Below are 12,801 nucleotides of genomic sequence, written 5' to 3'. Positions count from 1 at the left end.
CACAAAAATAAAACAATGTTGCTATTTTTACAAAACACAACACCTAAAAAGGATAATCAGATGACGACCCGCACCTTTCCTCTGTTGGCTGCCGCCGCTATCGCCGGCGCTATCCCCTTTCAGGCGGCTCTCGCCGCCAGCAAGGTGACGTTCGCGGATAAAGTCTGCGACATCACCCGCTACGGCGCAGAAGGCCAGCGGCTGCAGATTGCGCTGAATACCGACGCCATTCAAAAAGCGATTGACGACTGCGCCGCCGCAGGGGGCGGTACGGTGCTGGTCCCGAGAGGAAACTATCTGACCAACCCGCTGTTTCTGAAGAGCAATATTCGGCTCAAGCTGGAGAAAGACGCGACGCTGATCGCCGCAAGCGAAATCGCAGCCTGGCGCGGAGATGAAAAAACGAAATATGCCGCAGCGGAAAACGGCTGGCTGCCGTTTATCAGCATCGCCGATGCGCAAAACGTCGCTATCGTTGGTGAAGGGACGATTGACGGCCAGGGGGCGGTATGGTGGGAGCGCTGGCGAGAAAACATTCGCGCCAGCGGCAAGAAAGGCGGCACCGACCGGCCGCGGCTGATCTACATCACCCGCTCGAACAACGTGCTGATCGACGGCGTGACCCTCACCCACTCTCCCAGCTTCCACATCGTCACCCGCTACGCGCATGATATCGACATTAACGGCACGCGAATTTTATCCCCGTGGCATGCGCCGAATACCGACGCCATCGATCCTATCGACAGCCAGAACATCCGCATCACCAACAACTATATCGACTGCAATGACGATCATATCGCCATCAAAGCGGAGAAAGCCGATCCGCGCTTCCCCGAAGGGGTGGTCGAGAATATTTACATCGCCAACAATACGCTGAAGCAGGGGCGCGGTATCTCTATCGGCAGCGAAAGCGCCGGCGGCGTCAATAACGTGCTGGTGGAAAACAACACCTTCGAAGGCTCGATGTACGGCATTCGCATTAAGAGCCCGCGCGGCAAAGGCGGCGAGGTGAAAAATATCGTTTACCGCAACACCAAAATGCATAACGTCGAGGTGCCGCTGGTCTTCTCCGCTTACTACCAGGCCGCGCCTATCGTGCAGGCCGAGGTCGACAAACAGCTACAGGCCGGAGGGTTTACCCTCGGCGAGCAGATCTATCCGCCGGACAGCGACCCGCAACAGCCGTTCGACAAATATCGGACCCCGCACTTCAGCAATATCACCGTGGAGAATTTAACCTCCACCGGCGATAGCAAAGCGGCGGCCTATATTATCGGCACCCCGGAAGCGCCGCTCAGCGGGTTCCACTTTAGCAACGTCAACATCGACGCCACCCGCGGCCTGCGAATTCGCCACGCCGAGCTGGAGACGAAAGGGCTCAGCCTGAAGGTGAAAGAAGGCCCGGTGATTCAAAAAGACGCAGGCGCCGTCGTTCTCGATTAGCGCCGCATTTCCGGGCAGCTGCACCACGGCGCATATCTTCGCGCAGGCAGTCTGCCCTTTTTTGGATCGTCCCGCGGCTAACCCCCCACATTTATCAGGGCTCTGACCTGGCACTCTCTTTGCAACCCTCCACATATCTGAAATACCAGGTTCACCAGGCGTCATTGTTGCAGGCAGTTTGGGCATGGACAGCGCGCAAAAACCGGAGCGTACACGTAGTACGTGAGGATTTATTCACTGCGCTCGCCCTGCGGGCCGCCCTAAAGGGCGTTCAAAATACTCGCGTATTTTGTTGAGCACTGCCCAGGCCTAAACTGGCAAATAAAATAGCGTGGTGAGCCGGGTAACTTTATCTGGCGAGGTAGCAAAAATGACAGAGCAAACCACAACGCTAAAAAGAACGCTCGGCAGTTTCCGCCTGTGGGGGATCGCCGTCGGGCTGGTTATTTCCGGGGAGTATTTTGGCTGGAGCTACGGCTGGTCTCAGGCCGGGACGCTGGGATTTCTGATCGTGGCGCTGGCGGTTGCCGCCATGTACTGCGCCTTTATTTTTAGTTTCACCGAGCTGACGACCGCGATCCCACACGCCGGCGGCCCGTTCGCCTACGCCTATCGCGCTTTTGGCCCCACCGGCGGCTTTATTGCCGGCTTCGCGACGCTGATTGAGTTCGTCTTCGCCCCGCCGGCGATTGCTATGGCGATTGGCGCCTACCTCAACGTACAGTTTCCGGCGCTGGACCCGAAATGGGTGGCCTGCGGCGCCTACGTTATCTTTATGACGCTGAACATTCTCGGCGTCGGTATTGCCGCCACCTTTGAGCTGATTGTCACCCTGCTGGCGATTTTCGAACTGCTGGTGTTTATGGGCGTGGTCGCTCCGGGCTTCTCATGGAGCCACTTTACCGCTAACGGCTGGGCCGGGGCTGAGAGCTTCAGCGGGCTGGCGCTGCCGGGAATGTTCGCGGCCATTCCTTTTGCTATCTGGTTCTTTCTGGCTATTGAAGGCGCGTCGATGGCCGCCGAAGAAGCTAAAGATCCGCAGCGTACCATCCCCCGCGCGCTGGGCGGCGGGATCCTGACCCTTACCGTGCTGGCGATCGGCGTTATGGTGTTTGCCGGCGGCGTCGGCGACTGGCGGGCGCTCGCCAACATCAACGACCCGCTGCCGCAGGCGATGAAAATCGTGGTTGGCAGCAGCAGCGGCTGGCTGCATATGCTGGTATGGCTGGGGCTGTTCGGCCTGGTGGCCTCGTTCCACGGCATTATCATGGGCTATTCCCGGCAGATCTATTCGCTGGCCCGGGCCGGCTATCTGCCTGCCGGCCTGGCGGCGCTCAACCGCCGCACCCGCACGCCGCATCTGGCGATCCTCGCCGGGGGCGTGGTGGGGATTGCCGCTATTTTCTCCGACTCGCTGATCACCATCAGCGGAATGCCGCTAACCGCCTGCATCGTCACGATGTCGGTATTTGGCGCTATTGTTATGTATATCACCTCGATGGCGGCGCTGTTCAAACTGCGCCGCAGCGAGCCGAAACTGATTCGCCCGTTCCGCGCGCCGCTCTATCCGTGGGCGCCGGCCTTCGCTCTGGCGATGGCGGTGCTCTGCCTGGTGGCCATGGTCTGGTACAACACGCTGCTGGCGCTGATTTTTGCGGCTATGATGCTCGGCGGCTACCTGTGGTTTCGTAAAACCGCGGCGGCCCGCGAGCGCGCGCCGGTGGACCCGCAGCTTCGTATAGTCTCCTGAGGAGGCGGCATGTATAAAACAACGCTATCAGGCCAGGTCTGGCGCTTTGATAGTCTGAAGACGTTAATGGCGAAGGCATCTCCGGCACGATCCGGCGATGCCCTCGCCGGCATTATCGCCGATAGCGCCGAAGAGCGGATGGCGGCGAAAATGGCGCTGGCGGAGGTGCCGCTAAAGGAGATCCTCGATAACCCCCCGATCCCCTATGAGCAGGACGAAGTCACCCGGCTGATTATCGACACGCACGATAGCCGCCGCTTTACGGCGATTAGCCACCTGACGGTGGGCGACTTTCGCGACTGGCTGCTTGACGACGCCACCGATACCGCCACCCTGCAGCAGGTGGCGCGGGCGATAACCCCGGAGATGGCGGCCGCGGTCAGCAAGCTGATGCGTAACCAGGACCTGATCCTCGCCGCCAGCAAATGCCAGGTAACCACCCGCTTTCGCAACACAATTGGCCTGCCGGGGCATCTTAGCGTGCGTCTGCAGCCCAACCATCCGACCGACGATCTGAAAGGCATTGCCGCCAGCATGCTCGACGGCCTGCTGTACGGCGCGGGCGATGCGGTCATTGGCATCAACCCGGCCAGCGACAGCCTGCCGGTGCTGGCGCAGCTCAACCATATGCTCGACGATATTATTCAGCGCTTTGCGATCCCCACCCAGTCCTGCATTCTGACCCACGTCACCAACACCCTGCAGCTGATTGAGCGCGGCGCGCCGGTGGACCTGGTGTTCCAGTCGGTGGCGGGTACCGAAGCGGCCAACGGCGGCTTCGGTATCAATCTGGCGCTGCTGCAGGAAGCCAGGGAGGCCGCGCTGAGCCTCAACCGCGGCACCCTCGGCAGCAACGTCATGTATTTTGAAACCGGCCAGGGGAGCTGTCTTTCGGCTAACGCCCACCACGGCGTCGATCAGCAAACCTGCGAAGCCCGCGCCTACGCCGTCGCCCGCCATTTCGATCCGCTGCTGGTCAATACCGTGGTGGGCTTTATCGGCCCGGAATATCTCTATGACGGGAAGCAGATTATTCGCGCCGGTCTCGAAGATCATTTCTGCGGCAAGATCATGGGGCTACCGATCGGCTGCGACGTTTGCTATACCAACCACGCCGAGGCGGATCAGGATGATATGGATACCCTGCTGACCCTGCTGTGCGCCGCCGGGCTGACCTTTTTAATCGGCGTTCCCGGCGCGGACGATATCATGCTCAACTACCAAAGCACCTCGTTCCACGATGCCCTGTACGCCCGCCGCCTGCTGGGCCTCAGGCACGCGCCGGAGTTCGCCGCCTGGCTGACGAAAATGCAGATAACCAACCCGGACGGCGCGCTGCGCCTGACCGACGCCCGCCATCCTCTGCTTTCCGTGATGGCGTAAGGAGAACCGGTATGAATCGCCCCGACGCCTGGAACCCGCTACGTGAATTTACCGATGCGCGCATTGCGCTGGGCCGCAGCGGCGCCAGCCTGCCAACCCGCGAGGTGCTGAATTTTGGCCTCGCTCACGCCCGGGCGCGCGACGCCATCCACCAGCCCTTTGACAGCGAAGGGCTGGTATCCCCGCTGGCGCAGCTGGGCCTCTCGTCGCTGACGGTGCATAGCGCCGCCGCCGATCGTCATATCTATCTTAACCGCCCCGATCTGGGGCGACGGCTGAACGATGAGAGTCGCGCGGATCTCGCCGCCAGCGGCGCACGCCCCGCCGACCTGCTGCTGGTGATTGGCGACGGACTCTCCTCTTACGCGGTGCAGCGCCAGGCCCTGCCGCTGATCCGCGCCCTGCTGCCCTATCTGCAAACGCTGGGGCTTAGCCTCGCGCCGGTGGTGCTGGCTCATCAGTCTCGGGTAGCGCTGGGGGATGATATTGGCGAAACGCTGCAGGCTCGCGCGGTGGCGATACTGATTGGCGAACGGCCGGGGCTCTCTTCCCCGGACAGCCTGGGAGTTTATCTGACCTGGCAACCTCATCGTCAGCGGCTGGAGTCAGAGCGCAACTGTATTTCGAATATTCGCCCGGAAGGACTGAGCTATGATGCCGCCGCCTTTAAGCTGGCGTGGCTGCTGGAGCAGGCTTTTCTGCGCCGGCTGACCGGCGTACGTCTGAAGGATGAAAGCGATAATCCGGCCCTGCATGGCAGGGTGAAACCCCGGGTCATTGGGGCAGACTAAAGCTGCTCGGGGCTGCGGCAGATGACTCCGATCGCCGCAACCTCAAGCAGCCTTTTGCTACACAAAGCACACCTCGTTCCAGTAGGCTTCGCGCATCCAGCGCCGCTCAGTATGTTTTATCATGGCGAAACCACCGTGTTTCGACATTCCCCATATCAATGCCATACAGGCTGGCGACCGGTAATATGGCCTCCATCATTCGCTGGGTATCCTGCTGTCCGGCTTCAACGTTAGATAACGAAGCCAGCCAGCGCGTCACTCGTTGCCATAATGCGACTTTCATTTTTTCCTCCGTCGGAAAGCATTTTTCCTGACTCTATTTCAACCACAGCTTGCGACGGTCGGGAAATATCAATTCCGTCTTTTCAATCCCGGAAGATGCATATTACGCGTCTTCTCCAGACTCGCCGCGCAGGCGCTGCCCCCGCCCAATACCCATGAGCTTGCTAAGTTCTTTTTCGCTATAGATAAGAACTTTTTCTTCTTTGCCGTCAGCGGCCAATTTGTGGGAGCGTAATAACCACAAAACATATACAGGGACTCAGGGGATATAATAATGCGCAAGACAAAAACAAAAATTGCACTGGCGCTGGGCATTCTGGTGCTTGCCGCGCAGGCTCAGGCCGACCAGCTGGCAGATATCAAAGCCGCCGGCGTGGTGAAAGTCGCCACCTTCGACGCCAACCCGCCGTTTGGCTCGGTTGACCCCAAAACGCACCAGATCGTCGGCTATGACGTTGATTTCGCCCAGGCGCTGGCTAAATCGCTCGGCGTGAAGCTGGAGCTGGTCGCCACCAACCCGGCCAACCGTATTCCGCTGCTGCAATCCGGTAAGGCCGATCTGATTGTTGCCGATATCACCATCACTCCGGAACGAGCGCAGGTTATTGATTTCTCAACGCCGTATTTTGTCACCGGCCAGCAGTTCCTCGTGCCGGCTAAATCGGCGGATAAGCTCGACGATTACAGCAAAGCGCGCATCGGGGCGGTAAAAGGCACGACCGGCGAACAGGCGCTGCACCAGCGCTTCCCGCAGTCGCGCGTGCTCTCCTATGACGATATTCCGCTCGCGCTGACCGCGCTGCGTAACGGCAACGTGCAGGCGATTACCCAGGACAGCACCATTCTCGCCGGCCTGCTGGCGGAAGCGCCGGATAAGGCCAACTTTAAAATCATCCCCGATCTGCTGAGCAAAGAAGAGATCGGCGTCGGCGTGAAGAAAGGCGAACCGGCGCTGCTGAAAGCGGTGAACGACGAGCTGGTGAACCTGGAGAAATCCGGCCAGGCTGCGAAAATTTACGACGTCTGGTTCGGCCCGGCGACCAAAACCCCACAGCCGCGCGCGTTTACCATAGAAGCTAAATAATATGTTATCGGGTTTATTTTCACGCTCCGCGGCCTCGTCCGCGGATTTTTCACATCTGCAGAACGCCAGTATCGAACTGCGCAAAGCGGCAAAAAGCTACGGCGACCATCGGGTGCTTAACGGCGTCGATCTGCAGATAAATCCCGGGGAAGTGGTGGCGATCCTGGGTCCTTCCGGTTCGGGGAAATCAACGCTGATCCGCCTGATCAACCAGCTCGAAACCCTGAGCGACGGCGAGATCCTGATCGACGGCAGGCCAACGCGTCGGCTCACCGCCGGCGCGTTACGCCAGCTGCGCAGCCGCGTCGGGTTCGTGTTTCAGCAGTTTAATCTCTACGCCCACCTGACGGCGCAGGAAAATATCACCCTGGCGCTGGAGCGCGTGCACGGCTGGACGAAAAGCGCGGCCCGCCAGCGGGCGCTGGAGCTGCTGCAGCAGGTGGGTCTGGAGGATAAGGCCCGCCAGATGCCGGCCCAGCTCTCCGGCGGCCAGCAGCAGCGCGTAGCCATCGCCCGCGCCCTCGCCTCTTCACCACAAATTATTCTGTTTGACGAGCCGACCTCGGCGCTCGATCCGGAGATGATCGGCGAAGTGCTGCAGGTGATGAAAACGCTGGCGCACAGCGGCATCACCATGGTGGTGGTCACCCACGAGATGCAGTTTGCCCGCGAGATTGCCGACCGGGTGGTGTTTATCGACGGCGGCGATATCCTCGAAGTTGCGCCGCCGGCGGAATTTTTCGCCCGGCCGCAGCACGCCCGCACCCGCCGTTTTCTGCAAAAGGTGCTTAATCCGCTGCACCAGGAGGGCCTCGAGTGACGCCGATTCTCGACTGGCACGGCGTACTCAGCGGGCAGCCGCTGCAGTGGATAGTCTCCGGTTTTCTCACCACCCTGTGGGTCAGCGTTGCCGGGATGGCGCTGGCGACCGTGCTGGCTATTCTGCTGCTGGCGCTTCGCCTCGGCGGCGGCAGGCCGGGGCGCTGGCTGGTGGCCTGCTGGGTTTCGCTGTTTCGCAACACCCCGCTGCTGGTGCAGCTGCTGTTCTGGTACTTTGCCGCCTGGAACCTGCTGCCCCTCGGCGCCCGTGATTTTATCAACGCCGACCATTCCTGGTCGATTCTGCCGGGTAACGTCTGGTGGCTGACGCCGGAGTTTATCTGCTCGATGTGGGGGCTGGGGGTATTTACCTCGGCGTTCCTGATCGAAGAGATCGCCTCCGGGCTGCGCGCGGTCGGTAGCGGCCAGCGGGAAGCGGCCGTCTCGCAGGGATTTACCCCGTGGGGAGAGCTGCGCCATATTCTGCTGCCGCAGGGGCTGGCTAACGCCTGGCAGCCGATTGTCGGCCAGTATCTGAACCTGATGAAGCTCTCCTCGCTGGCGAGCGGCATTGGCTTTGCCGAACTGACCTATCAGGTGCGGCAAATTGAGAGCTATAACGCCCATGCGCTGGAAGCCTTCGCCGTCGGTACGGCGCTGTATCTGGCGCTCGGCGTGGCGCTGGGGCTGCTGCTGACGCGCCTCGGCCCGGGTAAGAACCCGCACAGGAGAGCCCAGCATGAACGCTAATCTGGCGGTTATCGCCGATAATCTCGACTACCTGCTGTGGGGACGCCTGGCGGAAGGTATTCCCGGCGGCGTGGCCCTGACGCTGATGATGGCCGTTGGCGCAGCGGCGCTGGCGCTACCCGGCGGCGTTCTATTGGCCGCCGTCGCCTGGCGCTATGGCGGAACCGTCCGTCGGCTGCTGTTTTTGTGGGCCGAAATCATTCGCGGTATTCCGCTGATTTTCGTTATTTTTTGGCTATGGTATCTGCTGCCTATGCTGACCGGCAGCGATCTACCGGGCGCCGTTACGGTGACGCTGGCGCTGGCGTGGTTTACCGCCGCCTCGGTGATGCACTCGGTGCTGGCCGGCCTGCAGTCGCTTCCCAACGGCCAGTATGAGGCGGCGCGGACGCAGGGCTTTTCCGCCGGACAGGCGCTGCGCCTGATTCTGCTGCCGCAGGCGCTGCGCAACGTTCAGCCTTCGCTGGTGGGGATTTTTATCGGCCTGCTGAAGGATACGTCGCTGGCGTTTATCGTCAACGTCCCGGAGCTCACCACCGTCGCCGGCCAGGTGAACAACCGCGTCCAGATCTACCCGCTGGCAATTTTTGTCTTCACCGGCGCGGTCTACTATCTGCTGTGCTGCGGCCTGAGCCTGCTGGCAAGCCGCCGTTTTCGCTGGCGGAAGCGGCTGAAGTCGGCATAAAAATCGCGGACGCTCCAGGCCCGTTGCTTCCCTGCCCTTCGTCATCGGAGGGCATTATTTTCGCCCATTCTGCGGCGATAAATCGCCACCGTTCACTATTTGTTCGCCTTACCGTCATATAACGATCATATAAAACGCCATTAATAGTGCCCAGTTTAATGACGAACCTGGACGCTGTTATGAATAGTTCTCTCGCCGCGGTAACCGATACCGATTATCCACAATTTAGTCAGCCAGATACCGATCGGCAGCGGAAAGTCTTAAGCGTGCGCGGCCTGAGCAAGTCCTACAGCGCGCAGCAAACCGTGCTGGATGGCATCAGCTTCGATCTCCACGCCGGCGAGCTGGTGGGCGTTATCGGCCGCTCCGGCGCGGGTAAATCAACCCTGCTGCACGTGCTTAACGGCACCCACAGCGCCACCAGCGGCGAGATCCTCAGCTATCCGGAACTCGGCACGCCGCACGATGTCGCCAAACTTAAGGGCCGGGCGCTGAACGCCTGGCGTAGCGAATGCGGGATGATTTTCCAGGACTTCTGCCTGGTGCCGCGCCTTGATGTGCTGACTAACGTGCTGCTCGGCCGCCTGAGCCAGACCTCGACGCTGAAGTCGCTGTTCAAAGTCTTCCCCGATGCCGACCGGGCGCGCGCCATCTCCCTGCTCGAATGGATGAACATGCTGCCGCATGCGCTGCAGCGGGCGGAAAATCTCTCCGGCGGGCAGATGCAGCGCGTGGCTATCTGTCGCGCGCTGATGCAGAACCCCGGTATTTTGCTGGCCGATGAGCCGGTCGCCTCTCTCGACCCGAAAAATACGCAGCGCATCATGAACGTGCTGCGCGAAATTAGCGAGCAGGGCATCAGCGTGATGGTCAACCTGCACTCGGTCGAGCTGGTTAAAGAATACTGCACGCGGGTTATCGGCGTGGCGCGGGGCAACATTATTTTTGACGACCATCCCTCTCAGCTGAATCAGGATATTCTGCATCGGCTGTACGGGGATGAAATTAGCCAATTGCATTAATTTCCACTCACACGGGCAAAATAATGAAACAATATATCACTGGCGCAGTTCGTTTATCCGCAGCGATCGCGGGCATTATGATGGCATGGCAGGCAAGCGCTGCCGGGCAGCCGAAAGAGTTAAATCTGGGGATCCTCGGCGGCCAGAACGCCACCCAGCAAATTGGTGATAACCAGTGTGTGAAAGACTTTCTCGATAAAGAGCTGAACGTCGATACGAAATTACGTAACTCTTCCGATTACTCCGGCGTCATTCAGGGCCTGCTGGGCGGTAAGGTTGACGTGGTATTAAGCATGTCGCCCTCCTCTTACGCCTCGGTTTATATTAATAACCCGAAAGCGGTCGATATTGTCGGCATCGCCGTGGATGATAAAGATCAGTCCCGCGGCTACCACTCGGTGGTTATCGTTAAAGCCGACAGCCCGTATAAATCTTTAGACGATTTGAAAGGCAAAGCCTTTGGCTTTGCCGACCCGGATTCAACCTCCGGCTTCCTGATTCCGAACCAAACCTTTAAGCAGAAATTTGGCGGCACCACGGATAATAAATATAACAACTTCTTCTCCAGCGTGACCTTCTCCGGCGGCCACGAGCAGGACATTCTGGGCGTGCTGAACGGCCAGTTTGCCGGCGCGGTGACCTGGACCTCTATGGTTGGCGACTACAACAGCGGCTACAGCGTGGGCGCGTTCAACCGCCTGATTCGTATGGATCATCCGGATCTGATGAAGCAGATCCGCATCATCTGGCAATCGCCGCTGATCCCCAACGGCCCGATCCTGGTGAGCAACGCGCTGCCGGCTGATTTTAAAGCCAAGGTCATCACCGCGATCAAAAAGCTGGATACCGATAACCACGCCTGCTTTATCAAAGCGATGGGCGGCACCCAGCATATCGGCCCGGGTAGCGTTGCCGATTTCCAGCAGATTATCGATATGAAGCGCGAGCTGGTTAGCGCCCGTTAATCCCGCCTCCACGCCGCCTCCCGGCTTATCAAGCGCGAGGCGGCGGTATGCTGAAGACCCGTTGACGTATGAATATTTCGAATACCGAATTTGAACGCTATTACCAGCAGGTACGCGCGCGGCAGAAGCGCGACACCTTTAGCTGGTCGCTGCTCTTACTGGTTCTTTACTTCGCCGCGGGCAGCGCGGCTGAATTTAATCTCTTCACCATCTGGCACTCCCTGCCAAACTTTCTCGATTACATGTTTGAGACGCTGCCGACGCTTCACGTCAGCGATCTGTTCGCCGATTCGCATACCAAGGGGTCGTTCGCCTACTGGGGCTACCGCCTGCCGATCCAGCTGCCGCTGATTTGGGAAACCCTGCAGCTGGCGCTGGCATCTACCCTGGTCGCCGTAGTCATCGCCACCCTGCTGGCCTTTCTCGCCGCCAACAACGCCTGGTCGCCGCCGCCGCTGCGTTTCGCCATCCGCGTTTTAGTCGCCTTTTTGCGTACCATGCCGGAGCTGGCGTGGGCGGTCATTTTCGTGATGGCCTTCGGCATTGGCGCGATCCCCGGCTTTCTGGCGCTGATGCTGCACACCATCGGCAGCCTGACCAAGCTGTTTTATGAAGCGGTGGAAAGCGCTCAGGACAAGCCGGTTCGCGGGCTGATGGCCTGCGGCGCCTCGCCGCTGCAGCGGGTTCGCTTCGCCCTGTGGCCGCAGGTAAAACCGATTTTTCTCTCCTACGGCTTTATGCGCCTGGAGATCAACTTCCGCTCCTCAACCATTCTTGGGCTGGTTGGCGCCGGGGGGATCGGCCAGGAGCTGATGACCAACATTAAGCTCGATCGTTACGATCAGGTCAGCCTCACGCTGCTGCTGATCATCATCGTGGTCTCGCTGCTGGATATGCTGTCCGGCCGCCTGCGACAGTGGGTTCTCGAGGGTAAAAAATGAGTCAGTGGCAAAACCAACCGGATATCGCCGCCAGCCGCCGCCAGCATAGGGCGCTGTATCAGGCCCAGGGACGCTATTTACGCTACGTCGGCCTGCTGGCGCTGCTGAGCGTGCTCTATTACGTCTGGTTCTTCATGCAGTTTGGCATCAGCGGGGAGCAGCTCACCACCGGGCTGCAGCAAATCAGCCGCTATCTGCTGCGCATGTTCGTGTGGCACGACTTTTTTAACTGGCCGTTCCGCTACTATTTCACGCAGATCGCGATTACCCTGGCGATTGTCTTCGTCGGGACGATCACCGCCACGGTCATCGCCCTGCTGCTCTCTTTCCTCGCGGCGCGCAATATTATGCGCGGCTTTATTCCGGGGATTATCGCCCTGCTGATGCGTCGGCTGTTTGACGTCCTGCGCGGGATCGATATGGCTATCTGGGGGCTGATTTTCGTGCGCGCCGTCGGCCTCGGGCCGCTGGCCGGGGTGCTGGCGATTATTATGCAGGATACCGGCCTGCTCGGCCGCCTGTATGCCGAAGGCCATGAGGCGGTAGACCGCTCACCGGGTCGCGGGCTAACCGCCGTCGGCGCCAACGGCCTGCAGAAACACCGCTTCGGCATTTTCACCCAATCCTTCCCGACGTTTCTGGCCCTGAGCCTGTATCAAATCGAGTCCAACACCCGCTCCGCAGCGGTGCTGGGCTTCGTCGGCGCCGGCGGGATCGGCCTGATTTACGCGGAAAATATGCGCCTGTGGAACTGGGACGTGGTGATGTTTATCACCCTCCTGCTGGTGGTAGTGGTGATGGCGATGGATATGCTCTCCGCCTGGCTCCGTCGGCGCTATATCGGCGGCAGCGTAGTGCCGCTGTTTAAATCCTGATATCGCGAACG

13 protein-coding genes are annotated in these 12,801 nt (G+C 59.9%); 12 read left to right on the top strand and 1 reads right to left on the bottom strand.

Annotated features, from left to right (window positions below; translation table 11 throughout):
- Positions 1 to 60: 60 nt before the first annotated feature.
- From GO007_RS00135 to eutC, 4 genes are all read left to right on the top strand, one after another.
- A complete protein-coding gene (locus GO007_RS00135; protein WP_095094241.1) occupies positions 61 to 1,443 on the top strand; it encodes a glycoside hydrolase family 28 protein in 1,383 nt (460 codons plus the stop codon).
- Positions 1,444 to 1,813: 370 nt separating this feature from the next.
- The gene (gene eat / locus GO007_RS00130) at positions 1,814 to 3,193 is read left to right on the top strand and encodes an ethanolamine permease (protein WP_095094239.1); all 1,380 of its coding nucleotides are present in this window, start codon (positions 1,814 to 1,816) and stop codon (positions 3,191 to 3,193) included.
- A 9-nt stretch (positions 3,194 to 3,202) separates the two neighbouring features.
- Positions 3,203 to 4,576 (top strand): ethanolamine ammonia-lyase subunit EutB, encoded by a 1,374-nt coding sequence (locus tag GO007_RS00125; RefSeq protein WP_095094237.1) that lies wholly within the window; start codon positions 3,203 to 3,205, stop codon positions 4,574 to 4,576.
- An 11-nt stretch (positions 4,577 to 4,587) separates the two neighbouring features.
- A complete protein-coding gene (gene eutC / locus GO007_RS00120) occupies positions 4,588 to 5,367 on the top strand; it encodes an ethanolamine ammonia-lyase subunit EutC (protein ID WP_095094235.1) in 780 nt (259 codons plus the stop codon).
- 106 nt (positions 5,368 to 5,473) lie between these two features.
- On the opposite strand, the gene GO007_RS00115 is transcribed toward eutC, so the two are convergent.
- Entirely contained in the window at positions 5,474 to 5,650 is a 177-nt protein-coding gene (locus GO007_RS00115) for a hypothetical protein (RefSeq protein WP_095094233.1), read from the bottom strand.
- A 273-nt stretch (positions 5,651 to 5,923) separates the two neighbouring features.
- Between GO007_RS00115 and GO007_RS00110 the strand changes: the two genes are divergently transcribed.
- From GO007_RS00110 to phnE (GO007_RS00075), 8 genes are all read left to right on the top strand, one after another.
- On the top strand, positions 5,924 to 6,733 hold the full coding sequence (locus tag GO007_RS00110) for an ABC transporter substrate-binding protein (protein ID WP_157349052.1): 810 nt from the start codon (positions 5,924 to 5,926) through the stop codon (positions 6,731 to 6,733).
- Between the two features lies 1 nt (position 6,734).
- Positions 6,735 to 7,553, top strand: a complete 819-nt coding sequence (locus GO007_RS00105) for an amino acid ABC transporter ATP-binding protein (RefSeq protein WP_095094227.1) — start codon at positions 6,735 to 6,737, stop codon at positions 7,551 to 7,553.
- Positions 7,550 to 8,302, top strand: coding sequence for an amino acid ABC transporter permease (locus tag GO007_RS00100; RefSeq protein WP_095094225.1), 753 nt, complete (start codon positions 7,550 to 7,552; stop codon positions 8,300 to 8,302). The genes GO007_RS00105 and GO007_RS00100 overlap by 4 nt, the downstream gene beginning before the upstream one ends.
- Positions 8,292 to 8,987, top strand: a complete 696-nt coding sequence (locus tag GO007_RS00095; protein WP_095094224.1) for an amino acid ABC transporter permease — start codon at positions 8,292 to 8,294, stop codon at positions 8,985 to 8,987. The genes GO007_RS00100 and GO007_RS00095 overlap by 11 nt, the downstream gene beginning before the upstream one ends.
- Before the next feature lie 179 nt (positions 8,988 to 9,166).
- On the top strand, positions 9,167 to 10,009 hold the full coding sequence (gene phnC, locus GO007_RS00090) for a phosphonate ABC transporter ATP-binding protein (RefSeq protein ID WP_095094223.1): 843 nt from the start codon (positions 9,167 to 9,169) through the stop codon (positions 10,007 to 10,009).
- Between the two features lie 23 nt (positions 10,010 to 10,032).
- The gene (phnD, locus tag GO007_RS00085) at positions 10,033 to 10,974 is read left to right on the top strand and encodes a phosphonate ABC transporter substrate-binding protein (protein ID WP_095094222.1); all 942 of its coding nucleotides are present in this window, start codon (positions 10,033 to 10,035) and stop codon (positions 10,972 to 10,974) included.
- A 68-nt stretch (positions 10,975 to 11,042) separates the two neighbouring features.
- Entirely contained in the window at positions 11,043 to 11,915 is an 873-nt protein-coding gene (phnE, locus tag GO007_RS00080; protein WP_095094220.1) for a phosphonate ABC transporter, permease protein PhnE, read from the top strand.
- Complete coding sequence (phnE, locus tag GO007_RS00075; protein WP_095094218.1) at positions 11,912 to 12,790, top strand: phosphonate ABC transporter, permease protein PhnE; 879 nt, start codon at positions 11,912 to 11,914, stop codon at positions 12,788 to 12,790. The genes phnE (GO007_RS00080) and phnE (GO007_RS00075) overlap by 4 nt, the downstream gene beginning before the upstream one ends.
- Positions 12,791 to 12,801 lie beyond the last annotated feature (11 nt).

It is taken from the genome of Klebsiella sp. 10-1, from assembly GCF_009758445.1.
Lineage (GTDB): Bacteria > Pseudomonadota > Gammaproteobacteria > Enterobacterales > Enterobacteriaceae > Klebsiella > Klebsiella scottii.
The sequence above is the reverse complement of the archived record's forward strand: the minus strand, read 5'-3'. Positions and strand labels throughout refer to the sequence as shown.